At 67.2% G+C, this 26,284-nt stretch carries 23 protein-coding genes and 1 tRNA gene; 12 read left to right on the top strand and 12 right to left on the bottom strand.

From position 1 onward, the window contains the following. The first annotated feature begins 15 nt into the window (after positions 1-15). Both ACREB7_RS04190 and ACREB7_RS04185 read left to right on the top strand, forming a co-directional pair. The gene (locus ACREB7_RS04190; RefSeq protein WP_431591038.1) at positions 16-1,227 is read left to right on the top strand and encodes a YARHG domain-containing protein; all 1,212 of its coding nucleotides are present in this window, start codon (positions 16-18) and stop codon (positions 1,225-1,227) included. After that, on the top strand, positions 1,224-3,008 hold the full coding sequence (locus ACREB7_RS04185) for a tetratricopeptide repeat-containing protein (protein ID WP_431591037.1): 1,785 nt from the start codon (positions 1,224-1,226) through the stop codon (positions 3,006-3,008). Before ACREB7_RS04190 ends, ACREB7_RS04185 begins: the two co-directional genes overlap by 4 nt. 10 nt (positions 3,009-3,018) lie before the next feature. Here ACREB7_RS04185 and ACREB7_RS04180 read toward each other — a convergent pair whose 3' ends face one another. Further along, complete coding sequence (locus ACREB7_RS04180) at positions 3,019-4,308, bottom strand: RsmB/NOP family class I SAM-dependent RNA methyltransferase (RefSeq protein WP_431591036.1); 1,290 nt, start codon at positions 4,306-4,308, stop codon at positions 3,019-3,021. Positions 4,309-4,351: 43 nt separating this feature from the next. On the opposite strand from ACREB7_RS04180, the gene ACREB7_RS04175 reads away from it, so the two are divergent. After that, positions 4,352-4,555 carry a DUF1674 domain-containing protein gene (locus tag ACREB7_RS04175; RefSeq protein WP_431591035.1) on the top strand — a complete coding sequence of 68 codons (204 nt, stop codon included), beginning with the start codon at positions 4,352-4,354 and terminating at the stop codon, positions 4,553-4,555. Between the two features lie 17 nt (positions 4,556-4,572). On the opposite strand, the gene ACREB7_RS04170 is transcribed toward ACREB7_RS04175, so the two are convergent. The 3 genes from ACREB7_RS04170 to ACREB7_RS04160 all read right to left on the bottom strand — a co-directional run bounded on the left by ACREB7_RS04170 (position 4,573) and on the right by ACREB7_RS04160 (position 7,450). Continuing rightward, positions 4,573-5,115 (bottom strand): cytochrome b, encoded by a 543-nt coding sequence (locus tag ACREB7_RS04170; RefSeq protein ID WP_431591034.1) that lies wholly within the window; start codon positions 5,113-5,115, stop codon positions 4,573-4,575. Positions 5,116-5,128: 13 nt separating this feature from the next. After that, complete coding sequence (locus ACREB7_RS04165) at positions 5,129-5,905, bottom strand: SapC family protein (protein ID WP_431591033.1); 777 nt, start codon at positions 5,903-5,905, stop codon at positions 5,129-5,131. A gap of 120 nt (positions 5,906-6,025) precedes the next feature. Next, the gene (locus ACREB7_RS04160; protein ID WP_431591032.1) at positions 6,026-7,450 is read right to left on the bottom strand and encodes an FAD-binding oxidoreductase; all 1,425 of its coding nucleotides are present in this window, start codon (positions 7,448-7,450) and stop codon (positions 6,026-6,028) included. Between the two features lie 191 nt (positions 7,451-7,641). On the opposite strand from ACREB7_RS04160, the gene ACREB7_RS04155 reads away from it, so the two are divergent. Both ACREB7_RS04155 and ACREB7_RS04150 read left to right on the top strand, forming a co-directional pair. Then, positions 7,642-8,166, top strand: a complete 525-nt coding sequence (locus ACREB7_RS04155; RefSeq protein ID WP_431591031.1) for a hypothetical protein — start codon at positions 7,642-7,644, stop codon at positions 8,164-8,166. A 139-nt stretch (positions 8,167-8,305) separates the two neighbouring features. Further along, positions 8,306-9,706, top strand: a complete 1,401-nt coding sequence (locus ACREB7_RS04150) for a DEAD/DEAH box helicase (RefSeq protein WP_431591030.1) — start codon at positions 8,306-8,308, stop codon at positions 9,704-9,706. 179 nt (positions 9,707-9,885) lie between these two features. Here the strand turns inward: ACREB7_RS04150 and ACREB7_RS04145 are convergent, their stop codons facing one another. After that, a complete protein-coding gene (locus ACREB7_RS04145) occupies positions 9,886-10,902 on the bottom strand; it encodes an NADP-dependent oxidoreductase (protein WP_431591029.1) in 1,017 nt (338 codons plus the stop codon). A gap of 90 nt (positions 10,903-10,992) precedes the next feature. Between ACREB7_RS04145 and ACREB7_RS04140 the strand changes: the two genes are divergently transcribed. Beyond that, positions 10,993-11,068, top strand: a tRNA-Ala gene (locus ACREB7_RS04140). 30 nt (positions 11,069-11,098) lie between these two features. Here ACREB7_RS04140 and ACREB7_RS04135 read toward each other — a convergent pair. The 4 genes from ACREB7_RS04135 to ACREB7_RS04120 all read right to left on the bottom strand — a co-directional run bounded on the left by ACREB7_RS04135 (position 11,099) and on the right by ACREB7_RS04120 (position 16,753). Continuing rightward, positions 11,099-12,262 (bottom strand): acyl-CoA dehydrogenase family protein, encoded by a 1,164-nt coding sequence (locus tag ACREB7_RS04135; RefSeq protein ID WP_431591028.1) that lies wholly within the window; start codon positions 12,260-12,262, stop codon positions 11,099-11,101. 17 nt (positions 12,263-12,279) lie between these two features. Then, on the bottom strand, positions 12,280-13,329 hold the full coding sequence (locus tag ACREB7_RS04130) for an aspartyl/asparaginyl beta-hydroxylase domain-containing protein (RefSeq protein WP_431591027.1): 1,050 nt from the start codon (positions 13,327-13,329) through the stop codon (positions 12,280-12,282). Positions 13,330-13,383: 54 nt separating this feature from the next. After that, positions 13,384-14,307, bottom strand: a complete 924-nt coding sequence (locus ACREB7_RS04125) for a DUF4349 domain-containing protein (RefSeq protein ID WP_431591026.1) — start codon at positions 14,305-14,307, stop codon at positions 13,384-13,386. A gap of 154 nt (positions 14,308-14,461) precedes the next feature. Further along, positions 14,462-16,753: an ATP-dependent helicase gene (locus ACREB7_RS04120; protein ID WP_431591077.1), complete on the bottom strand. Its 2,292-nt coding sequence runs from the start codon at positions 16,751-16,753 to the stop codon at positions 14,462-14,464. 326 nt (positions 16,754-17,079) lie between these two features. On the opposite strand from ACREB7_RS04120, the gene ACREB7_RS04115 reads away from it, so the two are divergent. The 3 genes from ACREB7_RS04115 (at position 17,080) to ACREB7_RS04105 (ending at position 20,231) form a co-directional block, all read left to right on the top strand. Continuing rightward, positions 17,080-17,634, top strand: coding sequence for a septal ring lytic transglycosylase RlpA family protein (locus ACREB7_RS04115; protein ID WP_431591025.1), 555 nt, complete (start codon positions 17,080-17,082; stop codon positions 17,632-17,634). A 93-nt stretch (positions 17,635-17,727) separates the two neighbouring features. Continuing rightward, the gene (locus tag ACREB7_RS04110) at positions 17,728-18,990 is read left to right on the top strand and encodes an MFS transporter (protein WP_431591024.1); all 1,263 of its coding nucleotides are present in this window, start codon (positions 17,728-17,730) and stop codon (positions 18,988-18,990) included. 74 nt (positions 18,991-19,064) lie between these two features. Continuing rightward, complete coding sequence (locus tag ACREB7_RS04105; protein ID WP_431591023.1) at positions 19,065-20,231, top strand: aspartyl protease family protein; 1,167 nt, start codon at positions 19,065-19,067, stop codon at positions 20,229-20,231. Here ACREB7_RS04105 and rsmD read toward each other — a convergent pair. Further along, the gene (gene rsmD / locus ACREB7_RS04100; RefSeq protein WP_431591022.1) at positions 20,228-20,773 is read right to left on the bottom strand and encodes a 16S rRNA (guanine(966)-N(2))-methyltransferase RsmD; all 546 of its coding nucleotides are present in this window, start codon (positions 20,771-20,773) and stop codon (positions 20,228-20,230) included. The two genes, ACREB7_RS04105 and rsmD, sit on opposite strands and share 4 nt — an antisense overlap. After that, positions 20,773-21,630, bottom strand: coding sequence for a pseudouridine synthase (locus ACREB7_RS04095; protein WP_431591021.1), 858 nt, complete (start codon positions 21,628-21,630; stop codon positions 20,773-20,775). Before ACREB7_RS04095 ends, rsmD begins: the two co-directional genes overlap by 1 nt. Positions 21,631-21,784: 154 nt before the next feature. On the opposite strand from ACREB7_RS04095, the gene ACREB7_RS04090 reads away from it, so the two are divergent. The 3 genes from ACREB7_RS04090 (at position 21,785) to ACREB7_RS04080 (ending at position 24,639) form a co-directional block, all read left to right on the top strand. After that, on the top strand, positions 21,785-22,222 hold the full coding sequence (locus tag ACREB7_RS04090) for a response regulator (protein ID WP_431591020.1): 438 nt from the start codon (positions 21,785-21,787) through the stop codon (positions 22,220-22,222). A gap of 113 nt (positions 22,223-22,335) precedes the next feature. Continuing rightward, positions 22,336-23,892, top strand: coding sequence for an AmpG family muropeptide MFS transporter (locus ACREB7_RS04085; RefSeq protein ID WP_431591019.1), 1,557 nt, complete (start codon positions 22,336-22,338; stop codon positions 23,890-23,892). Positions 23,893-23,895: 3 nt separating this feature from the next. Then, a complete protein-coding gene (locus ACREB7_RS04080) occupies positions 23,896-24,639 on the top strand; it encodes a tetratricopeptide repeat protein (protein ID WP_431591018.1) in 744 nt (247 codons plus the stop codon). Positions 24,640-24,852: 213 nt separating this feature from the next. On the opposite strand, the gene ACREB7_RS04075 is transcribed toward ACREB7_RS04080, so the two are convergent. Next, positions 24,853-26,193 carry a bifunctional folylpolyglutamate synthase/dihydrofolate synthase gene (locus tag ACREB7_RS04075; protein ID WP_431591017.1) on the bottom strand — a complete coding sequence of 447 codons (1,341 nt, stop codon included), beginning with the start codon at positions 26,191-26,193 and terminating at the stop codon, positions 24,853-24,855. Positions 26,194-26,284: the final 91 nt, after the last annotated feature.

The raw sequence follows: 26,284 nt of genomic DNA, 5'->3' as shown, positions 1-26,284 counted from the left end.
CAGGGGGGCGGTCCGATGGTCGATGTCTTCATTTCCTACTCGCGCGACAACAAGGCGCGCGTCGCCGATATCGCGGCGGCCGTCGCGGCGGCGGGTTACGAGGTGTGGTGGGACGCCGAACTGCCCCCGCATCGCTCGTACGGCGATGTGATTACCGAAAAAATCGGCATGGCGAAGGCCGCGATCGTGGTCTGGTCGCAGGCGTCGGCGCAGTCCGAATGGGTGCGGGCCGAGGCCGATGTCGCGCGCAACCAGAAAAAGCTGGTGCAGACGGCGATCGATGACGTCATGCCGCCGCTGCCGTTCAACCAGATCCAGTTCGCCCAGCTTGGCGACTGGAACGGCGAACCGGATCATAGCGGCTGGCGCAAGGTGCTGATGAGCCTGGAGGAATTATGCGGGCGTGCGCCGACCGCAGCGCCGCCGGTGGCAGCCCCTGTGTCTACCCCGGCCCCAGTGCCTGCACCGGCCCCGGCGCCTGCCGCCTATGCCGCCGCCGCCGAGCCCGCAGCGCCCCGATCCTCGCCGTTGCCGTGGATATTGGGCGCGGTCGCGATCGTCGGGGCGGCATTGCTGTGGTGGCTGCTGCAGCCGACGCCGATGCGGACCAGCGTGAGCGAGGGCCCCGGATCGGGCGGCGCGGCCGAGGCCGGCGGCGCTGCGGCCGGAACCAGCGGCGCGGCGCCGGTCGAGGCCTTTGTCCTCGCCGCCGTGATCAACGATCCCGAAGGCTTCACCAATATCCGCGCCAAGCCGTCGTCGCAGTCGGAGATACTGGGCAAGGTGCTCGAGGGTGAGAAATTCCTGACCTATCAGCAGAGCGGCGCCTGGTGGCGGGTCCGCAAGGGCGACGGCACCACCGGCTATATGTTCCGCAAGCTGATCCGCGTCCTCGACGGGCCGAACCCCGATTCGGCGCCGAGCGCATCGTCGGCGCTTCCCGCCGGGCCGATGCCGACCGGCGTCGGCGGCAGCGGCGTCGTCATTCCCGATTCGTCGGAGCGACTGTTGTCGGCCGACGAGCTCACCAACTATGGCGCGCTCGAACTGCGGATCGCGCGCAACGAGATTTTCGCGCGCCACGGCTTCCGTTTCAAGAACGCCAGGCTGCGGGCGCATTTCAGCCAGTTCGACTGGTATCAGCCGACCGCCGACAATGTGCAGCTGTCGCCGACCGAAAAGGCCAATGTCGCGCTGCTGAAATCGGCCGAAGCCGCCGCGCCATGACCGAAGGCGCGGCGCCGGATTGCGCGGCGAGCGAGCAGGAGGTCGCGCACCGGCTGGGGCAGGGCGACGCGCTGAGCGCTTTCGACTGTGCGGCGGCGGCGCGGCGTGCGGGCGTCGACAGCCCGCGGCTGCGCTATCTGATGGTGCGCGCGCTCGCGGCTTCGGGCGACAGCCTCGGCGCGATGCATCTGTACGAGACGCTCGACCTCGCGGCGTCGGGCGACACCGACAGCCTCGCGCTCGCCGGGCGGATCTGGAAGGACCGGGGTTTCGATCATCCGGCTGATGAGCGGCGGCCCTGGCTCGAAAAGGCGGCCGCCGCCTATCATCATGCGTGGGAGGTGTCGGGCGCGACCTTCCCCGCGATCAACGCCGCCAGCCTCTTTGCGCTGCTCGGCGACCGCGAGCGCGCCGCCGCGCTGGCCGAACCGATCGCGGCGGCGGGGGCGGCGGGGAATTATTGGGACGCGGTGACGCTGATCGAGGCGCTGCTGCTGCTCGGGCGCGGCGAGGAGGCGGTTCGCCACGCGCAGGCGGTCGATGTCATGGGCAGCGCGCGCGCGGGCGACCGCGCCTCGACCTGCCGCCAGTTCCAGCGGCTGGCGCGCAGCGGCGCGATCGCGGCCGACAGCGCCAACGCGATCGTCGACCTGCTGCGCCCGCCGCCGGTCGGCGTCTATTGCGGGCGGATGTTCCGCGCCGGCGGCGAGGGCGAGGCGGGGGCGCAGCGGGCGATCGCGGCGGCGCTCGACGCCCAGCCGCTGTCGGCGCTGATCGGTCCGCTGGCGTGCGGCGCCGACATCATCTTCGCCGAAGAGGCGATCGCGCGCGGTATCGACCTGACGATCATCCTGCCCTTCGCCGAGGATGATTTTATCGCCCAATCGGTGCGGTCGGGCGGGGAGGAGTGGATCGCCCGCTATATCCGCTGCCGCGACGAGGCGGCGATGGTCCATTTCGCGAGCAGCACCCGCTATGTCAGCGACGATTGCCAATTCATCCTCGGCTCGCACACCGCGATGGGGCTCGCCAAGCTGCGCGCGCACGAGCTGGAAAGCGAAGCGATCCAGTTCGCGGTCGTCGATCCGGCCGTCGCGGCGCGGAGCGCGGATGCGATCGCCGGCACCAACGCCGATATCGCGCTGTGGCGCGGACATGGCGGGCGGACGGTGACGATCGCGGTCGGCGGGCTCGACCGCTCGCTCGACTTTCCGCCGGCGCCCAAGCCGCCCGAGGGGACGCGACGCGGCCTTTATGCGATTCTCTTTGCCGATTTTGCCGGTTTTTCAAAGCTTGGCGAGGCGGAGTTGCCGATCTTCGCGAACGAGGTGATGGGCGGGATCGGGCGGGTGCTCGACGATTATGGCGAGGCGGTGCTGTTCCGCAACACCTGGGGCGACGCCGTCTATGCGATCATCTCCGACCCCGCGATCGCGGCGCGGATCGCGCTCGACATGCAGGAACGGCTCGATGTGCTGCCGGCGGGGCTGGGGCTCGATGGCCACCACGCCGGGATGCGCACCGGCATCCATTTCGGGCCGATCTATCGTGGGCAGGACCCGGTGGTCGGCAACGAGCTGTGGTATGGCACCGAGGTGACGCGCACCGCGCGGATCGAGCCGGTGACGCTGGTCGGGCAAATCTATTGCACCCAGCCGATGGCGGCGATGCTCGCGCTCGGCAATGCTCGCGATTTCGACTGCGACTATGTCGGCAAGGTGCGGCTGGCGAAGGATTATGGCGAGCTGGCGCTGTATCGCCTGTCGCGGCGGTCGACCTAGCGCGCGCCGGTCAGGGCGCGCGCAACCGGGCGATGAAGAAGCCGTCGAGCCCGCCCGCCTCCGCCAGCAATCCGGGCAAGGTGCGGACGAAACCCTGGTCGTCGGGCGTGATGCCCGCCGGCAGTTCCTCGGCCTGTGGCGGATCGATCGTCCAGCCGGGATGACCGGACAGGAAGGCGGCGATCTGCTCCTCGCCCTCGGCGGGTTCGAGCGAACAGGTGGCATAGACCAGCGTGCCGCCCGGTTTGACCCACGCGGCCGCCCGCGTCAGCAGTTCGGCTTGCAGCGCCGCCATCTCGGCGATCTGGCGCGGCTCGATGCGGTGGAGCACATCGGGGTGGCGACGGAAGATGCCGGTCGCGGTGCAGGGGGCGTCGAGCAACACCGCGTCGGTCGCCTCGCCGGGCTGCCATTGCCGGATATCGCCCTGGATGACGGCGGCCTCCAGCCCGGTGCGGTCGAGATTCTCCTCCAGCCGCGACAGCCGCTTGGCGCTCGAATCGACGGCGATGACCGACCAGCCGGCGGCGGCGAGCTGCATCGTCTTGCCGCCCGGCGCCGCGCACAGGTCGAGAATGGTACGGCCCTCACCGGCGCCGAGCAGCCGGGCAGGGAGGCTCGCGGCCAGATCCTGCACCCACCAGCCGCCCTCGCGGAACCCCGGCAGCGTTTCGATCGCCTTGCCGCGCGGCAGGCGGAGATGATGCGTAGCGAGCGCCGCAGCGTCTTCCCAGACGGCGGTGTCGGGCGCGGCGGCGAAGCTCAGGTCGACCGGCGGCGCGGCGCTCCACGACGCCTCCGCCGCCTCGACCATCGCGTCGCCCCAGGTCGCCGACCAGCGCTCGGCGGTTTCAGGCGGCAAGCTGGCGCGCTCGGGCAGCTGCCATTCCTCTTGCTGCGCGCGCGACAGGATGGCGTGGACAAGGCGGCGCGGGCCGCCGTCGACCAGCGGCAGCGCGGTCGAAACCACCGCGTGCGGGGAGGTTTTCAGCACCAGCAGTTGCGCCAGCGCCAGCCGCAGCACCGCGCGCGACTTGACGTCGTCGGGCAGCGGCTGCGCGGTCGCGCCATCGATCAGCAGGTCGAGGTCGGTCATCCAGCGCAGGGTTTCGGAGACGATCGCGACGGCAAAGGCGCGGTCGGCGGGGGGCAGGCCCTGCGTTGCGGCATGCGACGCGATGTCGAGCGGATCGCCGCGGCGCAGCACCGCGTCGATCAGGCGCAGCGCCGCGCGGCGGGTCGCGGTGCCCGGCGGTTCGGCGTCGCCCGGCGAACGGCGGCGGGGACGGCGGTCAGCCATGATGCTTGGCCTCAGGCATGAAAATTCCTATACTGCGGTCCTGATGACCGATGAACCCGCAACCATCGGCGGCACCCCGCGCGCCGCCAAACGTCCCGCGCATGTGAAAGCGCCCGAAGGCTGGACCAACGCCCCGGTGCCGGCCCCCGAACCGATCCGCGAAGCGGATGCGGCGGATCAGCCGGGCGGACGCAATCCCGTGCGCTATGGCGACTGGGAACTCAAGGGGCTGGCGATCGATTTCTGACCCCGCCGGGCGGACGGTCAAAAGGGATTCATCCGGCCGATCAGCCCGGTGCGGTCGAAAAACTGGTGCTTCAGCGCCGCCAGGATATGGATCGCCGCGAGGCCGAGTATCATCAGACCCAAGAGTTCGTGCCGCTCGTGGAGCGTGTCGGCGAGGCTTTTGCTCGGGCTGACGATCGACGGCATGGTGAACAGGCCGAAGAAATCGATCGGACGGTCGGCAGCCGACATCCACACCCAGCCTGACAAGGGCAGCAGGATCAGCAGCGCGTAGAAGAGGAAATGGACGAGCTTGCTCAGCGGGCGCTGCCAGGCGGGCGTCGCGGCGGGCAGCGGCGGCGGCTTGTGACCGAGCCGCCACAGGATGCGCAGCAGCGTCAGGCCGAGGATGGCGATGCCGAGCGCCTTGTGCGTCGCCATCGCCGCGCGGTGCGTTTCGCGCGGCAGATCCTCGGTCAGCATCGCGAGACCGATGTTGACGAGGACCGCGAGGCCGATCGCCCAATGAAGCCAGATGGCCACCTTCGTGTAGCGCGGGGCGCCGGTCGATATGGTGGCCATCGGGTTCAAATCCTCAAACGAGCGGGGCTTCCGAAATCAGCGGCACCTTGCCCGATTTTACCTGTTCGGCAAAGACTTCGCGCATCAGCTGCAGCGAGAAGAGGTGGGCAAAGATGATGCCGAGCATGCCGTTCTGCATCATCTTGCGCAGCACGTCGCCGCGCAGTTCGCGCAGCTTGTTCTCGTCGACCATCTGGAAACCGCGATAGACGAAGGGCTTGTCGCTGCCTTCGGGCTGGATGCTGACTTCGCCGTCCATCAGCAGGTCGGCTTTTTTGAGCTCGTCCATCAACACGCCGGTGCGCTGGCCGGCTTCCTCGAAATTCTTGCAGAATTCGAGCACCGCCTTGGTGGCTTCGGTCGGTTCGGTTCCCTCGAACAGCGCGTCGCCTTCATCAAATTCGCCCACGGCGCCCGCGGTCGGGTCGAAGCACAGCGACAGTTCGTCGGTGTCGGGACGCAGCTTGGCGAGCAGGAAGGGGTAGCGGCGGACATAGGCCGGGACATAGACGGGGTTGATCAGCTTGCCGCTGTCATCGACGAAGGTGTTGACGCCTTCGTTGAGGCCCATCAGCGCCAGCGGCACCGGATTGTCGCCGGCCGAGAAAACGATCGGGTAGAAACGGCAGGCCGAAACAAATTCGTCCGAGGTCAGCGGCACCGCGTGCTGGTTGATCAGGAAATCGGCGGTATCGAGCGCACGCGCGCGGAAATTGGCGTGATCGACGCTCGAGAGCGGAACCAGATCCTTGTAGAAAAGCGGCAGATTGGCGGCGGGCGCAGTGGCCATGATGAAACTCCGAACTGAAACCCGCGAGTGCAGGCGAAAATAGGCGATTGCGCGCCTTATTGGCCCGCGCGCCGCGACGCAAGGGGGCGATGCCCGCCGCCACCCCGGAAAAGGCGTGACTCAGCCGATCAGCTTGCCCGGATTGAACAGCCCGGCGGGATCGAGCCCCGCCTTGACGCCGCGCAACGCGGCGAGGCGGGCCGGGCTGTCGAGCTGCGCAAAGACGTCGCGCTTCATCTGCCCGATGCCATGTTCGGCCGAGATCGAACCACCTAGCTCGATGACATGGCGATAGACGAGGCGGCTGGCATCCTCGCCATGCGCGGCGATCCAGGCGCGGCCGTCGCTGTCCGCCGGGGGCTGGACATGGTGATGGACATTGCCGTCGCCCAGATGCCCGAAGGACAGCGCGCGCGCGCCGGGAAAGGCGGCGGTGAGCCGCGCCGGATTGTCGGCGATGAAGCGCGGCATCCGATCGACCGGCACGCTGACGTCGTGCTGGATCGCGGGACCCTCGGCGCGTTCAGCCTCCGAAATCGAGTCGCGCAGCCGCCAGAAATCGTCGCTTTCGCGGTCGTTCTTGGCGATCACGACATCGTCGATCACGCCGTTCTGCAACGCGATGGCGAGCTGGGTTTCGAGCCGCGCCGACAGGTCGTCGGTCTTGCCGCCGGCCAGTTCGACCAGCGCATACCAGGCGTGCGGCGCGTCCAGCGGTGCGCGCGTTTGCGGAATGTGGTACAGCACCGCGTCGAGGCAGCCGTGCGGGACGATCTCGAACCCCTCGAGCGGCGCGCCGATCGCCGCATCGAGCTGGCGCAGCAGCAGCAGCGCCTTGTCGGGGCTGGCGAGACCGATCCAGGCCGTCGTGCGATCCGGCGCGGCGGGCACGAGGCGCAGGGTCGCGGCGGTGACCACCCCCAGCGTGCCCTCCGCCCCGCACAGCAGGTGCCGCAGGTCATAGCCGCGATTGTCCTTCTTGAGCGGCGCCAGCCCGTCGAAAAGGCTGCCGTCGGGCAACACCGCCTCGACCCCCGCGACCAGCGCCCGCATCGTGCCGTGGCGCAGCACCTGCGTGCCGCCGGCGTTGGTCGACACCAGCCCGCCGATCGTCGCCGATCCCTTGCCGCCCAAAGTCAGCGGAAAGCGCAGGCCTTCGGCAAGCGCCGCATGGTGGAAAGTTTCGAGGATGACGCCGGCTTCGGCAACTGCGAACCCGGCCGCGGCGTCGATCGAGCGAATGCGGTTCAGGCGGCGCGTGCTGAGCAGCAACTGCGTGCCGCTGGCGTCGGGCGTGGCGCCGCCGACCATGCCGCTGTTGCCGCCCTGCGGGACGATTGCGGCGTCGTTTTCGGCGCAAAGGCGGACGACCGCCGCGACCTCTTCGGTGCTGGCGGGCGACAGCATCGCGGCGGCGCGGCCATGATATTTGCCGCGCCAGTCGGTCAGCCAGGGGGCGAGATCCTCGTCGGACGTCGCAAACCCCTTGGGCCCGAGCAGCGCGGCCAGCCGCGACAGCAGGTCGGGTGACGGGGGGCGGGTCATCGCCGGCGGCGCGCTTCGGCGAACATGGGGATTGCCAAAATGGGTCGACAACAGTTCATTTGCTGTTCAATCATCCTTGCTATTGGGGGGCAATGGACGAGCAGGACCGTCTCGTCCAGCCAGCATATGGTGCGGGAGCGTCGGGTGGATATCGGTTTTTGCCAGGGTGCAGCGAAGGCGTCGGACGCGCGGTGACGGCGACTTTTGCCCTGTTGCTGGTGGCTGCCGCTCCGGCCGCCGATACCGAGGCGCCGCTGGCGCCGCCCGAGCCGATCGCCGCGATGGTGCCGCTTCCCGAGAGCGCCGATGCGCCCTGGTTCCAGGTCATCATCGAACAGCAGCTCATCATCCGGGTTCCGGCGCAGCGGTCGTCGCTGACCAATTTTTCGGCCAGCCAGGGGGAGCCGCAGCGCAAGCGCGAAGTCCCGATCGTCTGGAAAGAGAAAAAGGCGCCGAAATGCGTCGCGATGCGCAACATCATCGGGATGCAAGCGGTTCAGCGCGACAGCATCGACCTGATCACCCGCCAGAAACAGCGTTTGCGCGCCCAGCTCAACCGGGGTTGCCGGGCGCTCGATTTCTACGCGGGCTTCTACATGAAGGGCAATAAGGACGGCCAGCTTTGCGAGGATCGTGACGAAATTCACGCGCGCACGGGCGCCAAATGCGAGGTCGACAAGTTCCGCCTGATGGTCGCGGTGCGCGACGAGGATTAGGGCGACGATTAGAACGACGATTAATCGGTGTATTTCACCGGCTTTCCTTGACTTTCTGTCGCCAGTTGCGCAAGGGCCGCCGCAGCGCGGGCTGGCGTGGGACGCCGTGCGACCTCAATTTTCCGGACATGATGACCCTATGAAATTTGCCGACCTCGGCCTTTCCGACGAAACGCTGCGCGCGATCACCGAATCGGGCTATGACGAACCGACGCCGATTCAGGCGGGCGTGATCCCGTCGGTCCTGATGATGCGCGACATCATCGGCATCGCCCAGACGGGGACCGGCAAGACCGCGTCCTTCGTGCTGCCGATGATCGACATATTGGCGCATGGCCGCGCCCGGGCGCGGATGCCGCGCTCGCTGATCCTCGCGCCGACGCGCGAACTCGCGGCGCAAGTCGCGGAAAATTTTGAAAAATACGGCAAATATCACAAGCTGACGATGGCGTTGCTGATCGGCGGCGTGCAGATGGGCGATCAGGTCAAGGCGCTGGAAAAGGGCGTCGACGTGCTGATCGCGACCCCGGGCCGCCTGATGGACCTGTTCGAGCGCGGCAAGATATTGCTCACCGGCTGCAACCTGCTCGTGATCGACGAGGCTGACCGCATGCTCGACATGGGCTTCATCCCCGACATCGAGAATATCTGCACCAAGCTGCCCGCGAATCGCCAGACCCTGCTGTTCTCGGCGACGATGCCGCCGCCGATCAAGAAGCTGGCCGACAAGTTCCTCTCGAACCCCAAGACGATCGAGGTCGCGCGCCCGGCGAGCCGCAACGAGAATATCGAGCAGTTTTTGGTCAAGACCAGCGAGCGCGGCAAGCGCGACACGCTGCGCGACCTGCTCCATGCCGAGAACCTCAGCACCGCGATCATCTTCTGCAACCGCAAGACGACGGTGCGCGAACTCGCGAAATCGCTCCAGCGCTCGGGCTTTAACGCCGGCGAAATCCATGGCGACATGGACCAGTCGAGCCGCATCGCCGAACTCGACCGCTTCAAGGCGGGCACGATCAACATTCTCGTCGCCTCCGACGTCGCAGCGCGCGGGCTTGATGTGAAGGGCGTCAGCCACGTCTTCAACTTCGACGCGCCCTGGCACCCCGACGACTATGTCCACCGCATCGGCCGCACCGGCCGCGCGGGCGCGAAGGGCAGGGCGTTCACGCTGGTCACCCCGTCGGACGACGAGGCGATCGACAATATCCAGAAGCTGACGGGCTACAAAATACCGGTATTCGACACCGGCAAGGCCGACGCCGCCCCGGCGAAGGCCGAGCCGCGCGAAGAGCGCGAGCCGCGCGCCGAACGCCCCGCGCGGGGCGGCCGTGGTCGCGCCAAGCCCGCCGCCGAACCGAAGCGCGCCGAAGCCGCCCCGGCCGAACCGGTCGCCGAAAAGCCGGCCGCGAGACCCGCGAAGAAGGCCGACGACCGCAAGCCGGCACCCGCGAAATCGCGCAATCAGGATGATGATGGCCCCGACGACGGCTGGAACGGCCCGATGCCCGACTTCCTGCAGTTCGGTTTCGGTAGCTGATCTGCACGTCGCCCCCGCGAAGGCGGGGGCCGCTGGCTGCCTTGAGCAATCCTCTATTTCCGTTTGTGTCGAGCGAAGTCGAGACACCTAGAAGTTGCGCGTGCCTTCACGTGTCTCGACTTCGCTCGACACAAACGGGTTGAAGGGTCGGCGTTGGGTCGAAGCGGGGTTACCCCAAGTCAAACCCGAACCAGCATCTTCCCCATATTCGCTCCCGCGAACAGCCCGAGGAAGGCATCCGGCGTCGCCTCGACCCCGTCATGCACCGTCTCGCGCATCGTCACCGCGCCGCTGGCGATCAGCCCGCCCATGTCGGCGTAAAATTCCTCCATGCAGTCGAAGAACTGGTCGGTGTAGATAAAGCCTTCCATGCGGATACGCGCGGGGATGGTGCGGATGATATATTTCATCTCCTGCGCGCGGCCGTCGTTATAGACGTCGATCATCCCGCAGATCGCAAAGCGCGCGAAGTCGTTGGCGGTCGCAAAGGCCGCGTCGAGATGCTCGCCGCCGACATTGTCGAAATAGACGTCGATCCCCGGCTTGCCGAGGGTTTCGAGCGCCCTGGCGAGCTGGGGAAGCACCGGGCCCGCCTTATAATCGATCACCGCATCGGCGCCGAGGTCGCTGACCCAGGCGCATTTGTCGGCGCCGCCCGCCGAGCCGATCACAATCATCTCGCGCGCCTTGGCGATCTGGACCACCGCCGATCCGACCGCGCCCGCCGCCGCCGATACGAACACGGTGTCGCCGGGCTTCGCCGCCGCGACGCGCAGCAGGCCGATCCACGCCGTCCCGCCGGTCAGGCCCATATTGTGCAGGAAGGTCTGCGGTGTCATGCCCGCGTCGAGCGCCGCCGCCGGCAGCTTGTTCGGCGACATGTCGAGGCCGATCACCCCGCCGTCGCGCCAGCCGCCCATATGGAGGATCAGGTCGCCGACCGCGAAGCCATCCATGCGGCTCTCGATGACCTCGCCGATCGCGCCGCCGGTCATCGGCTGGTCGATCTGGAAGCTCGCCGCATAGCTTTTCGCGTCGTTCATCCGGCCGCGCATATAGGGGTCGACCGATAGCCAGAGGTTCTTCACGCGGAGCTGGTCGGGCTGGAGCGGCGCGTCAGGGATTTCGCGCAGCGCGAAATTATCCATCACCGGCAGACCCGCCGGACGACTGGTCAGATGCCATGCCTTGGCCATAAGATTTCCCCCGCTTGACCGCTTCGGCGGCGGCACCGTCAGAAAAGCCGTTGCCAGCCGTATTCAGTCCCGTTAAGACGCCGCCGTCGCGGGGCCGTAGCTCAGATGGGAGAGCGCTGCAATCGCACTGCAGAGGTCAGGGGTTCGATTCCCCTCGGCTCCACCAGCGACCCTTTTCCCGCACCATCCGAACGGCTTACCCCGCGTAATCGCGAATCATGTTCTTCGCGATGACTAGCTGCTGGATCTGCGTCGTTCCTTCATAAATGCGGTAAATGCGGCAGTCGCGATAGAAGCGCTCGGCCAGATATTCCTTGAGATAGCCCGCGCCGCCGTGGATCTGGACGACGCGGTCGGCGACGCGGCCGCACATTTCGCTCGCGAACATCTTGGTCGCGGCGGCCTCGACGATGATCTTTTCGCCGCGGTCGGCGCGCGCGCAGGCGTCGGTCAGCATGCATTCGGCGGCGTAGATTTCGGCCTTGCTGTCCGCCAGCATCGCCTGGATCAGCTGGAAATTGGCGATCGGTTCGCCGAACGCCTTGCGCTCCATCGCATATTGGAGGCCCGCGTCGAGCATGCGCTTGGCGTAACCGACGCTGGCGGCGGCGACCGAGAGGCGCCCGTTGTCGAGGCTCTGCATCGCGGCGCGGAAGCCGATGCCCTCCTCGCCGCCAAGCAGCGCATCGCCATCGACATGGACATCCTCGAGGATCACGTCGGCGATCTGCGAGCCCGCCTGGCCCATCTTGCCGTCGGGCTTGCCGATCGACACGCCGGGCGCGTCGCGCGGCACGAGGAAGGCGCTGACATGCGCATTCTTGGGCAAAGCCTCAGCATTGGTGCGCGCCATCACCAGGATGACGTCGGCGAAGGGCGCGTTGGTGATGTAGCGCTTGGTGCCGTTCAGTACATAGCCATTGCCGTCGCGCACCGCGCGGGTCTTCATTGCGGCGCTGTCCGACCCGCTGTCGGGCTCGGTCAGGCCAAAGGCGGCGATGGTGCCGGTCGCTAGCTTCGGCAGCCAATGCTCCTTCTGCGCATCGGTGCCGAACCCGGTGATCGACTTGCAGACCATGCCGATGTTGATCGACAGGATCGAGCGATAGGCGGGCGAGGCGTAGGCGATTTCCTTGATGAAATTGACATATTGGCTGGTGTTCATGCCGGCGCCGCCATATTCGGGCGCCATGGTGATGCCGAACAGCCCCATGTCGCGCATCTCGGCGAGGATGTCGTCGGGAACGCGGCCGAGTTCTTCGAGCTGCTCTTCGGCGGGGATCAGCCGTTCGCGGACATAGCGCTGGAGCTGCTCGATAAAGGCGTCGTAGATGTCGGCGTCCATGCCCGGATTGGTCATCGGTCTTTCCTCTTTCCCTATTGTTCGGAATAGCTGTCGATCGCGGAGAATATCCGCGTCAATTGCGCGCGCTCGTCGGCGTCGATGTCGGGGCGCCAGATTTCGAACAGCATCACCGTGCGGTCGCTGGCGCCGCGGTTCCACGCTTCATGTTCGAAACTGTCGTCGAAGATCGTCAGCTCGCCCTCGCGCCACGGACGCGTCTCGGCGCCGACGCGCAGGGCGCAGCCGTCGGGAACGATCAGCGGCAGGTGGCAGATCAGCCGCGTGTTGAGCATGCCGTGGTGCGGCTGGATATGCGTGCCGGGTTTGAGCCGCGAAAAAAGCGCGAGCGGGGCGCGGCCCGGGATCACCGGTTGCGGCGCGAGCGCGAGCGCGGCCAAGGCCTGCGGGCAGAGCATGTCCATGCCCTCCGCGACCGCGCCGTCCTTCCACAGCCAGGCGGCGCCCCAGTCGGGCTTGTCGAGTAGCGGATTATTGGGCGGCGGGCGATCGGGGCTGGCGGTGACATAGGGACCGAAGCGGTCGGTCGCGCCCGCGATCAGGCTTTCCAGTTCGGCGCGGATCGCCGCGGTCGCGGCCTCGACCGCCGGAACCCAGTCGAAGTCGGCGCGCTCGAAAAAGGCGCGCTGCGCAAGGCCGGGGAAATAGAACATGCTCGGTTGCTGGAGGTAGAGCGGCTGGTCGCCCGCCAGCATCCGCAGCGCCTCGGCGACGCGCGGGGTCGCGCCGGCCGCGTCGATGCCGGCGTCGCGCAACTGCCCGAGCAGATGGTCGGCGAAGGCCCGTTCGGTGGCGGCGAGGAAGGCTTCGGCGCGTTGCAGGCCGGCATGGAGCGCCGACGGGACGCTGCGCGCCTGTGCGGTGACGCCGAGCGCCAGGCGATAGAAGCTGCCCGCCGCGCGGTCGTCGGCGAGGCGGCGCTTGAGTTCGGCCATCGCGAGAATGGCGGCGATATTCGTGCGGTCGGCGCGGATCGCGGCGGTGAGCGCGGCCGCCTCGGCGGCGTCATCGCCGCGGCGATGGGCGTCGCGTGCCTGGTCCAGCCATGTTGCCTGCCCCGTCATGGCCTTCGCCATAGCGCGGCAGGGGACCTTTGCAAGCGACGCCCATGCGGTGCGTCAGCCGGCGGGCGTATCGGGCGCGGGCTTGGCGCCGCCGACGCGGCGGCGGAGCGCGACGACGGCATTGCTGCGCCAGATCAGGATCAGCAGGCCGAGGACGAGCGCCCAGGGGAGGACCGCGGCGCCGAAGGTCAGCACGAAGGACAGCGCGGTGCCGCCGCTGACCATCAACGTCTCGCCCGCGTCGGCGAAGGGGTTTTTATGCCCGATGCCGGGCAGGCCGCCGGTGCCGACATAGTTGAACACCACCGTCGTCGTCGCGATGCGCGCCTCGCCATTTTTGCGCGTTGCGCGTTCATCGCCGAGCTGGCCCTTGAGCGTCGAAATCTGCCCAAGGATTTCGGCGCGTTCATTCTTGTCGAGCCCGCCGGCCTTCAGCCGCGCTTCGAGCCGCGCGACCTCGGCCGCCGCGCCGGCGCTGCGTTGCTGCGAGGCGTCGATCTGGCTGCCGACATCCTCGCCCGCGACGCTCGCATCGGCGAGCACGCCCTCGGCTTTTTCGACGCTGGCGATCGCGTCGGCGCCAAAGCGACGCGCGATGCCGGGATCGAGCTTGAACTGGGTCTGCGCCTCGACGCGCTTTTCGTCGTTGAGCTGGTAGCGGACATCGACGATGCGGCAACGTGCGACGCCGAGCATTTCGCACGCCTCGGCATGTTCCTGCTGGACCTTGGAGATGATCCCGTCGTCGAGGCGGAAGGCATAGCTATAATCGAAGGCGACCCCGGGGGCCGAGGAGATCGAGACGCCGGGGGTGTCGTCGTCGGTCGAGCGGGCGGCGGGGGCGTCGGCGGCTTCCGTCGCGGAATCGGCGGTTGTTTCGGCGGCAGGTGAGGAGGTGGAAGCGGATTCTTCGGCTGGTTTTTCACCGCAGCCGACCAGGGCGAGCGCCATCGCGCCCGCTAAGAGCATATTTTTCATGCAGATTCTCCCAAAGAGCGACTCGCTGGTCGCGAGAGATGGAGTATCATAACTGATCTGGTTGACAATGGGGTTTGCGATAGGGCGATTGGCGGCGGAAAGGGGCGACGGTCTTTGGTAATGTGTTGAATCAGCCATCAAGACGGCGCTTCCCTCAAGCCGCCTTCACAAAACTGTCGAGCACCCTTTTGCTGCCCGCCTGGTCGAATTCGACCTCGAGCTTGTTGCCGTCGATGTCCATGATTTCGCCATAACCGAACTTCTCATGGAACACGCGCATGCCGATCGCGAGGTCAGCGCGCGGCTTGGCGCCGACCGAGGCGGCGGGGCCGCGTTCGCTGGGGGCGGGGGCGCGGGTGATCGTCGTCGACTGCGCGACGGCGCGTTGCCAGGCCGGCCCGCGCGTCATCGTACGCGCTGGCTGGCGCTCCGCGACATGCGCAAAGGGGTCGCCCTGTGCCGACCAATTGGCGCGCCACAGGCTTTGCCCGCCGCCGAAGCTGTTTTCGCTGTCGACATGTTCGGGCGGGATTTCGGCGATGAAGCGGCTGGGGATGCTGCTCGTCCACTGGCCATAGATGCGGCGATTGGCGGCATGATAGATGCTGGCGCGCACGCGGGCGCGGGTGATCGCGACATAGGCGAGGCGGCGTTCCTCCTCGAGGCTGGCGACGCCGCCCTCGTCCATCGAACGCTGCGATGGGAAAACGCCATCTTCCCAGCCGGCGAGGAAGACATGGTCGAATTCCAGCCCCTTGGCGGCGTGGATCGTCATAATGGTGACGGTTTCGGTCGTGTCGTCATTGTCGCGGTCCATGACGAGGCTGACATGTTCGAGGAACGCCTCGAGCGACTCATATTCCTCCATCGCGCGGACGAGTTCGGAGAGGTTTTCGAGGCGGCCCGCAGCTTCGACGCTGCGGTCGGCCTGGAGCATCGCGGTATAGCCCGATTCGTCGAGGATCAGCTGGGTCAGCTCAGGGTGCGACAATTCGTTCGCCTTGGTCCGCCAGCCGCGCATCTGCGCGACGAAACTCGCGAGTTGGCGGCGCGCCTGCGGCGTGAGTTCGTCGGTCTCGGTGATCTGCGACGCGGCCTGCAGCAAAGGTGCGCGCTCGGCGCGCGCGAATTGGTGAATGCGCTGGATCGCCTTGTCGCCGAGCCCGCGCTTGGGGACATTGACGATGCGTTCGAAGGCGAGGTCGTCGGCGGGCGACTGGACGAGGCGCAGATAGGCGAGTGCGTCGCGAATTTCGGCGCGCTCGTAGAAACGGAAGCCGCCGACGATGCGGTACGGCATGCCGATCGCGATGAAGCGGTCTTCGAACTCGCGCGTCTGGAACTGCGCGCGGACGAGGATCGCGGCGCGGTCGAGCGACACGCGGCGGTGCTGCAGCGTTTCGAGCTCCTCGCCGACGCGGCGCGCTTCCTCGGGGCCGTCCCAGACGCCGACGACGCGGACCTTGTCGCCGGGCTCAAGCTCGGTCCACAGGGTCTTGCCGAGGCGGCCGCTGTTCTGCGCGATCAGCGCCGAAGCGGCGGCGAGAATCTGCGGCGTCGAGCGGTAATTTTGTTCGAGGCGGATCACGGTCGCGCCCGGAAAATCCTTGTCGAAGCGCAGGATATTCGCGACCTCGGCGCCGCGCCAGCTGTACACCGACTGGTCGTCGTCGCCGACGACGCAGATATTTTTCCGCGATTGCGCAAGGAGCCTAAGCCAGAGATATTGGCTGGCATTGGTGTCCTGATATTCGTCGACGAGGATATATTTGAAGCGGTCCTGATATTGTTCGAGCACGTCGCGGTGGGTTTTCAATATCACCAGCATGTGCAGCAGCAGGTCGCCGAAATCGCAGGCGTTGAGCGTCTTCAGCCGCGCCTGATAGAGCGCATAAAAATGCTGCCCCTTGCCGTCGGCCCAGGCCTCCTTGTCGGCGGCGTCGAGGTCGGACGGGACGAGGCCGCGGTTCTTCCACTTGTCGATCAGCCCGGCGAGCTGACGCGCCGGCCAGCGCTTTTCGTCGAGCCCTTCGGCCTGGATCAGCTGCTTGAGCACGCGCAGCTGGTCGTCGGTGTCGAGGATGGTGAAATTGCTCTGGAGGCCCACCAGCTCGGCGTGGCGGCGCAGCATCTTCGCCGCGATGCTGTGGAAGGTGCCGAGCCAGGGCATGCCCTCGACCGCGTCGCCGATCATCCGCCCGATCCGCTCGCGCATCTCGCGCGCCGCCTTGTTGGTGAAGGTGACCGCGAGGATTTCGGACGGCCAGGCGCGGCGCGTCGCGATGATATGCGCGAGCCGCGCGGTGAGCGCCGCAGTCTTGCCGGTACCGGCGCCCGCGAGCATCAGCACCGGCCCTTCGGTGGTGAGCACCGCCTGGCGCTGCGGGCCGTTGAGGCCGCGCAGATAGGGCGGGTCCGAGGGGTCGGGGCGGGTCAGGTCGGGCATCGAGGCAGGGCTGTTGGTCACGCGCGAACGATTAGGGAACAGCGCGGGGGCTGTCCAGTGGCGTGGGGTCAGTTTGGTCGCCGTGGTGTCGGCTGGCGATCGGGGGCAGACGTTTGCTCTCCCCTCCCGCAGGCGGGAGGGGCCGGGGGTGGGCGCGAGCGCAGCGAGCTTCCGACAGGGCGCAAACCCACCCCGCTGCGGCTAGGCAGCAAGCTGCCAAGCCTCACTGCCCCTCCCGCCTGCGGGAGGGGGTATCTGCGCAGGGTAGCACCCAAATACCCACGCCACCCTTTCGCCGACCCGCCTTCACCTCTACCGTCGCCCCGATGCGCCCCCATATCCTGATCCCCGCATCGGCGGCCCTGCTGCTGACCGCCTGCGCCGGCGGCAATTTCCGTCCGGTCGGCGACACGCCGGTGCGGATCGGCCCGGCCTATACGGTGCGCGGCACGACCTATGTGCCCGCCGCCGCACCGGGTTATGACGCGGTCGGCTATGCGAGCTGGTACGGGAACGAATCGGGCAACCGTACCGCCAATGGCGAGCAGTTCCGGCCCGGCTGGATCACCGCCGCGCACACCACGCTGCCGCTGCCGACCTATGTCGAGGTGACCGCGCTCGACAGCGGGCGGAGGATCATCGTGCGGGTCAATGATCGCGGCCCTTTCGCACAGGGCCGGATCATCGACCTGTCGCGCGCCGCCGCCGAGGAACTGGGGATCAAGGCGCAGGGCCATGCCGCCGTGCGCGTGCGCCGCGTCGATCCGTCGGAAAAGGACCGCAAGCGGCTGCGCGAGGGCAAGGCGGCGGCGTCGCTGCCACCCGTTTCGGGGCGGGAATTGCAAGGGTTGCGCGACCGGATGGCGGCGAAAGACCGATAAACGAAACAAGCCGGGCGAAGCATCGGGCTTGCATCGCTCGGGGGAGTGCGTCCAAGGCGGCGAACATCATCTAAGGGGAGGGATTGGTCGCCCATGGATCTGGCACCCTATCTTAAGCATCGGCGCATCCTGACCGCGAGCCTTGTCGGCACCGCGGTCGAATTTTATGATTTCTATATCTATGGCACCGCCGCCGCTTTGGTGTTCGGGCCGCTCTTCTTTCCGTCCGAATCGCCGTCGGCGCAGCTGATGCTGAGCTTTATGAGCTTCGGCCTCGCCTTTTTCGCGCGGCCCGTGGGCGCGGTGGTGTTTGGCCATTATGGCGACCGGATCGGGCGCAAGTCGACGCTGGTGGCGTCGCTGATGCTGATGGGCGTCTCGACCCTGCTGATCGCCTTTCTGCCCACCTATGCGATGGTCGGCTGGGTCGCGCCATTGCTGCTGTGCATCCTGCGCTTCGGCCAGGGCTTCGGGCTGGGCGGCGAGTGGGGCGGCGCGGCGCTGCTCGCGGTCGAAAATGCGCCGCCGGGATGGCGCGCGCGTTTCGGCATGGTGCCGCAACTGGGCGCGCCGGTCGGGTTCATCGCCGCCAACGGCCTGTTCCTGCTGCTCGGGCTGGGGATGAGCGATGCCGAGTTTGCGGCGTGGGGCTGGCGCATTCCCTTCCTGCTGTCGGCGATCCTCGTTGGGCTGGGGCTGTGGGTGCGGCTGAAGATCGGCGAGACCCCCGATTTCGCCGAAGCGCTCGAACAGGATCGCCCCGTCGGGGTGCCGATCGGCGAGTTGCTCAAGCATCATCTGCTGCCGACCCTCGCGGGCACCTTCGCGGTCGTCGCCTGTTTCGCGATCTTCTACCTCTCGACCAGCTTCGCCCTCGCGCATGGCACGACGGCGCTCGGCTATCCGAAGGAGCAGTTTTTGCTGATCCAGCTCGGCGCGATATTGTTCATGGCCCTGGGCATCGTCGTCGCGGGTTACTGGAGCGACGCGGCGAGTCCGCAGAAAGTGCTCACCTGGGGATGCGGGGCGACGGTGCTGATCGGCTTCCTGTTCGGGCCGGCGCTGGCGTCGGGAAGCTGGGGACTGATCTTCGCGGGGCTCGCGTCGGCGCTGTTCGTGATGGGATTGGTCTATGGCCCGCTCGGCGCCTGGCTGACCGGGCTGTTCCCGGTCGAGGTGCGCTATACCGGCGCGTCGATGACCTTCAACGCCGGCGGTATATTGGGCGGCGCGGCCGCGCCGATCGTCGCGCAGGCGCTGGGCGACTGGCGCGGCACGGCGGCGGTCGGGCTCTATCTGGCGCTCGCGGGGGTGGTGAGCTGGTTCGGATTGCTGATGGTGCGCGGGCGGCGCTGACTGGCCCGATTGTCATTGCGGGGTCATCGCCCGCCGGTTAGGCTGACCGCCCCCTCGCTGTCCAAGGTCGCACCATGTCATTGATCTATCGCCGTTCTCTCCTCGCTGCGGCGGTCGCCGCGCCGGGGCTCGCCGCCTTTCCGCGCCTGGCGCTGGCCGCCGGGCCGGCGATGTTCGCGGCGCCGATCAAGCTCGAAGGCCAGCGCGTTTGGCTCGATGTGTCGGTCGAGGGATTGCCCGCCGAACCCTTCATCCTCGACACCGGCACGACCGAAAGCCTGATTTCGGACAGCTGGGCGAGCGAGGTCAAATTGCGCGAACGCGGCGCCAGCGTGATCGGCGGGCTGGGCGGAGTCGAGCGGACGTCGGTGCTGCGCGTCAACAATGTCGTCATCGGCGGCACGTTCCGCATCCCCTATATGGAATTTCACGGCACCAAGTCGGTGGTCGACGGGCGCACGCGCGGGCTGATCGGCGCGCCGCTGTTCACCGACATGGACAGCGACCTCGATTTTGTGGCGGGCCAGTGGCGCATCTATCCCGACGGACGCAGCGAGCGCCCGGGCATGCATATGATCCCCGACAGCTATTTTACCCGGCGCGCGAGCTATGGCCTGGCGATGCCGGTGCAGATCGGCGATTTTTCGGGGCGGTTCATGCTCGACACCGGGGCGCCGCGCAACATCCTGCTCGACGGCAAGGCGGCGCGCACGCTCGGCTGGTGGGACAGCGACCGGCCCTATGTGCCGGTGCGCGCCAGCGGCTTCGGACAGGGCAGTCTCGCGACGCGCATGTTTCGCGCCGACAAGGTGCGTTTGCACAAATTTGCCTTTCCCGGCGCGCTGGTGACGCTGGCCGAGCCGGGGCCGCGCAACGGCAATTTCCCCGATATCGACGGGCTGGTCGGGCTGGAGATGATCCGCCATTTCCATCTGTCGACCGATCCGAAGCGCAAGCAATTGTGGGTCGCGCCCAACGGGCTGAGCTTCGCCGGGACCGAACGGTACGGCATGGCGGGGACGTGGATGGAGCAGAAGGGCAAGCGGATCTTCATCGAAGATATCGGCAACGGCAGCCCGGCGAAGGAAGCCGGGCTGCGGGTCGGCGACGAGATCGTCGGCCTCGAATGGTCGGCGCTGCTGCGCCGGCTCGGCGGCAACCGCGGCGATGTGGTGGCGCTCGACTATGAACGCGGCGGCAAACGCGCGCGCGCCGAATTCACCCTGAAACCCTATCTCTAACCCTCGTAGCGCAGGAAGCTGAGCCGCGCCTTGCCGACCTTGCGGTCGGTATCGATCGTATAGCCCGCGACCTCGACCACTTCCTTTTCGCCGGTTTCGACCGCGATCCAGCTGTCGGCGCCGACCCAGCCGTGGCGGCGCATCTTGTCGAGCGCGACGCTCGCCGCGCCGGTGCCATAGGGCGCGTCGAAGAGCAGCAGGTCATAGGCGCGCGGCGCAGGCCCCAGGCTGAGCACCGAGCCAGCGCGCACATCGGCGCGCGCTGCCGCGTCGAGCGTGGTCAGGTTCCGGCGCAATGCGTCGAGCGCGTCGCGGTCCTGTTCGGCGAACAGGCAGTGCGCCGCGCCGCGCGACAGCGCCTCGATGCCCAGCGCGCCCGATCCCGCGAACAGGTCGGCGACGTGCAGCCCTTCGAAGCTGCCGAGGCGGCTGGCCAGCATCGAGAACAAGGTCTCGCGTGTGCGGTCGGCGGTCGGCCGTGTCGCGTCGCCCTTGGGCGCGAGCAGCTTGCGGCCGCGCCATTCGCCGGCAATGACCCGCATCAGCCGAGGTGCCGACGAAATTTGAACAAATCGTCGCGCGCCACGACATCGACGTCGCCCATGCCGAGGCCGTCGAGGGTGAATTCGCCATAGCGCGTGCGGATCAGGCGGCTGACCTGCAGGCCGAAATGTTCGAGCACCTTGCGCACTTCGCGGTTCTTGCCCTCGGTCAGGGTCATTTCGACCCACTGGTTGCGCCCGGTGCGGCGTTCGAGGTTCGCGTCGATCCGGCCATAGCGGACGCCGTCGATCTCGATCCCCAGCGCCAGCTCCTCGAGCTGTTCCTGGCTGACGTCGCCAAAGGCGCGGGCGCGATAGGTGCGCTCGACCCCGCTGGCGGGCAGTTCGAGCTGGCGTTTGAACTCGCCGTCGTTGGTCAGCAGCAGCAGCCCTTCGGTATTATAGTCGAGGCGGCCGACCGGCATGACGCGCGGCAGCCCCTTGGGCAGCAGGTCATAGATGGTCTTGCGCCCCTTGGGGTCGCGCGCCGCAGTGATGCAGCCGGCGGGCTTGTGAAAGCGATAGAGCCGCGTCGAGACCGGCTTGGCGACGGGATTGCCGTCGACCGTCAGCCCGTCGAGCGAGGTCAGCAACGGCGCGGGATGGACGATCACGTCGCCGTTGAGCGCGATGCGGCCCTCCTCGACCATGCGTTCGACGTCGCGGCGCGAGCCGACGCCGGCGCGGGCGAGCAATTTCGCGATGCGCTGCGGGCCGTCCTCGCGCTCGGCCTCGGCGGCGGGCTTGCGGGGCGGCGCGGCGACACGCGCGGCACGGCGGCCGCGCGGCGCGTCGGGCTTGACGTCGGCGGGACGCGCGGAACGCGGGCCCGAACGGGGAGGGCGGGGTGGTTTCATGGGAACGGAAACGGCTTTCTTGTCGTTATTCGGGGCAAAGTGTTGCGTTGTGATCACGCTCATAGCCGGAAAAGCATCGCTTCGTCGATGGCAAGCAATTGCCCGCTTGCACGATACCGGAGTGAGAGTCATGTCGCCGATAAAGGGAGTCATCATGCTGTTCGCGCCCCGCCCGTCGTGCATCAAGCGGCTGCTGGTCATCGAGGATGATCCGCTGGTCGCGTTCGACAATGAGCGGACGCTGAAACACAGCGGTTATGACGTCATCGCCTCGGTCGATTCGGGCGAGGCGGCGGTCGCGCTGATGGCCGTCGAACAGATCGACGCGCTGGTCCTCGACCTCGGCCTGGCCGGCGACATGACCGGGCGCGAAGTCGCGCGGCTGGCGCGCGATCGCGGGATCGCGGTCCTGTTGGTGACCGGGCAATGCCCCGAGGACGCTGCCGACATCGCGCTCGCCTGCCTGAACAAGCCGCATAGCGCGTCGGCGCTGCTGTCGGCGCTGAAGGCGCTCGAAACGATGGCGTGCAAGAATCAGGCGCCGCGCAAGGTGTCGGGGCTCCAGACCTATTGGCGACCCGAAGCGGCGTAAGCCGCACGGTTCGGCGCACCACCGTCAAATACAAGCTTCCAATTTGACCCCAAGCCATTAGGCCTTGGCGCCAAGCACAGAACCGCTGTCCAGCGGTCCCCGGGGAGCGCCGCATGTCCGTCGATTTTATCCGTTTCCTTATTTTCGCCGGCATCCTCGGCGGGCTGGTCGTCGTCGCGCTCGCGATCCCGGCGTTCCGGCCCTATCTGCGCAAGAACCCGGCCGTCGCTTTCCTCCTGGGCATTTCAAGCGGCTTCCCGAACACCCTGGTGGCCGCCACCATGACATTCTGGCTGGCGAAGGTCGGCTTCACCCCGACGACCATCGGTTTCGCGGTAATGGTCGGTATTCCGTACACGATCAAATTTCTGTGGGCGCCGCTGGTCGACAAGATTCCCTTGCCGATTTTGACAAAGGCCCTCGGCCAACGGCGAAGCTGGCTGCTTTTTGTTCAGTTTTTTCTGGTCATCGCCATCTGGCAGATGGGCGCGAGCAACCCGCTGCCCGACGATTATCGCTGGTTCCTGTTCTGGGCGGTGGTCACGGCCTTTTTTTCGGCGACACAGGATATCGTCATCGACGCCTATCGTATCGAGATATTGGAAGAAGACGAGTTCGCGCACGGCACGGCCACCAACCAGTTCGGCTATCGCACCGGCAATCTGATCGCGGGCGCCGGGACGATCTATTTCGCCTCGCAGGAAGGGTTGGGGCTTGGCTGGGCGGTGGCCTACGCGCTGACCGCCCTTTGCGTGCTTCCCGCGGTCATCGGCGCCTTCTGGGCTGGAGAGGGCAAATTTGTCGACCGGTTCAGTCATGCGTCCGGCATGAAGCCGGGGCAATGGCTCGTCGAAACGGTGGTCAATCCGTTTCGCGAGTTCCTGACCCGCGACGGCGCGCTGATGATCCTGCTGTTCATCCTGGTCTACAAGGTCGGCGACGCGATGGGGCAGGCCATGCTCAGCCCGATGATCGTCGACCTGAAATTCGCCGATCTCGACTATATTTCGGCGAACAAGATCTGGGGGTTTGCCGCGCTCATCATTGGATCGGCTTTGGGCGGGCCGTTCGTGCTGTGGCTCGGTATGGGCAGGGCGCTTCTGATTTCCGTCCTGTTGATGATGTTCTCGAACCTCATGTTCATGGCGCTTTCCATCGCGGGCAATAATTACTGGATGCTGGTGGCGTCGATCGTGACGGAAAATATCACGAGCGGCATCGGGCTGACCGTGGTCGCCGTCTATCTCTCCGGATTGGCGAACATCGCCTATACGGCGACCCAGTTTGCATTGCTGTCGTCGGTTGCGGTCATCGGGCGGACCTTCATGGCCGGCCCCGCCGGCTATGCCGCCGAAAAACTCGGATGGACCAGTTTCTGGGGGCTGACGGTGGTTGCGGCGATTCCCGGGATGATCTTGCTGTGGATGATGTGGCGCAAAGGCTATGTCGTGCAATCCATTCGCCAGAGCGGCGATATCGATGAACGCAAGCTTCGCGAACCGGTCGGCGCGGCGCGTATCATCGGCTTCGCCTTGATTGTCGCCGGGGTGGTCGGGGTGTTGATGGCCAATCAACTCGAGCTGGCCTCCCATGTGATGTACGGCTCGCTCGCGGCTTTCCTCGTCGGCGCATTGCTGGCGTGGAAGGGAGCAGCGCTGAAAGCGGCCTGACCGATGCTCTGGCTTTTCGTTAGCCTCGCGCTGCAGGTCGCGTGCATCGTCCATGTCTTTCGGACCGGACGCAACACGGCGTGGATCATGGCGATCGCCTTTCTGCCCGCGATCGGCATGATCGCCTATTTCATCGTCGAGATCATGCCGAACCTGTCGCGCGACCGGCGCGTCGGCCAGGTGAAGGCGAGTATCGCCGACAGCATGGACCCCGAACGCCATGTCCGCGACGCGCGCGATGCGGTCGATTTCAGCGATACGATCGCGAACCGGCTGGCGTTCGGCGACGCGCTGATGGCCCGCGACCGTTTCGAACAGGCGTTGCACCAGTTTCGCGAGGCCGAGCGCATGTCGCCGCACAACGACCGTGCGATCGACATGCGGATCGCCGAGGCCGCCTATGAGGCCGGGCTGTCGGCCGATGCGTTGAAGGCGCTCGACCGACTACCCGAAACCGGATCGCAATCCGAACGCGACCGCCGCGACCTCCTCCGCGCCAAGGTGGCGGAGCTCGACGACCGCAGCGGCGAGGCGCTGGCGCTGTATCGCGGTATCGTCGACCGCGTGCCCGGCGACGAGGTGCGCTGCCGGATCGCGGGGCTGCTCATCGCCGGCGGCGACAAGGCGGGAGCCCGGGCGATGCTGAACGAGGTCGAGATGCGCAAGAAGCGCACCCCGCCGGCGATGCTCAAGGCCAACGCGGACATGTATGACTGGGCCAAGCGGATGCTGGCCGAGCTGGGGTAGGAGTACGGCCGGGCGAGAGCCGCCATTTATCTCCCCTCCCGCAGGCGGGAGGGGTTGGGGGTGGGCGCGAGCGCAGCGAGCTTCTGGCAGCGCAGAGGCCCACCCCGCTACGGCTAGGCAGCAAGCTGCCAAGCCTCGCTGCCCCTCCCGCTTGCGGGAGGGGAGGTCTGGACGGAACATCCGCTCTCCCACCGCCGATACCGGCATCGCGTCTTAGACCGGGGCCTCGCCATTCGCCGCCAGCACCACCCCCGCGAGATAGAGCGACCCGCAGATCAGCACCTCGCCCGGCGCCCGGTGCGCCGCGATATGATGCAGCGCCGCCTCGACATCCGCGCAGGGCTGTGCGTCGACGATCCCCAGATCGTCCTGCACCCAATGACAGAGATCCTTGGGATCGTGATGCTCGTGGCCGGGGATCGGCACCGCCTGAAAGGACGCGATCCGATCGGCGAACGGCCGCAGGAAACCCGTCGCATCCTTGTTGCGCAGCAGGCCGCAGACGATGTGGAGCGGCGCCTTGTCCTTGAGCGCGCGTCCGAGCGCGGCCCCCGCGTCGGGATTATGCCCGCCATCGAGCCAGACGGCGGTTCCCGCAGACAGGAGCCGGGTCAAGGGGCCGCTGCCCAGCCTTTGCATCCGTCCCGGCCAGAAGGCGGCGGCGACGCCTTGCGCCACCTCGGCCTCGTCAGGGCGCGGATGCGGCGCGATATTGAGCATCGCGATCGCGAGGCCGGCGTTGCGCTGCTGGTGCGCGCCGGCCATCCGCGTTTCGAGCGGGGCGGCGATCGACCCGAATGTCGAGGTCCAGCGAAAGCTGTCGCCTGCGGATTCGATGCGCCAGTCGCGCCCTTCGGAAAACAGCGAACCGCCAACGGCTTCGGCGCGTTCGCCGATGATCTGCATCAGCGGTTCGGGATAATCGAGCGTCGCGAGCGCGGCGCCGGCTTTGAAGATGCCTGCCTTTTCCCAGGCGATGCGGACGGCGGGATCGTCGGGCGTCCCTGCCTCGGGGGCAAGCAGGAACGCCTCATGGTCGATGCCGAGCGAGGCGATGCCGCACACGGCGGGGGCGGGGATGATGTTGGTCGCGTCGAGCCGCCCGCCGAGCCCGACCTCGATGATGCAGTCGTCGGCGGGGGTGCGTGCGAAGGCGAGGAAGGCGGCGGCGGTCGTGACCTCGAAGAAGCTCGCCTGCAGGTCGTGCGCGACGTCGAGCACTTCTTCGAGCAGCGACGCGAGATGGGCGTCGTCGATCAGCGTCCCCGCGATCCGGATGCGCTCGTTAAAGCGCACGAGATGCGGGCTGGTATAGGCGTGGACGCGGCGCCCCTGCGCTTCGAGGATCGCGCGGAGATAGGCACAGGTCGACCCTTTGCCGTTGGTGCCCGCGACATGGAAGGTGCGTGGAAGGCTATTCTGCGGATTGCCCAGGCGTGCGCAAATCTCAGCGATGCGGTCGAGGCCGAGAATGTCGCGCCCCGGCGACAGTGCGGTCAGGCGATCGAGCTGGGTCTGGACGGCGGGGTCGGTGCTGTGCGCGTGGTCGGGCATCTTTGGCGCCTTAAAGCCCCTCCCCCTTCAGGGGAGGGGTTGGGGTGGGGTCCATCGGCCTTGCGCAAGCCGATGGACCCCACCCACTGCG

The sequence above is a fragment of the Sphingopyxis sp. genome, from assembly GCF_050725615.1.
GTDB lineage: Bacteria > Pseudomonadota > Alphaproteobacteria > Sphingomonadales > Sphingomonadaceae > Sphingopyxis.
Note: the sequence above shows the minus strand (reverse complement) of the source record. Positions and strands in the feature narration are given on the sequence as shown.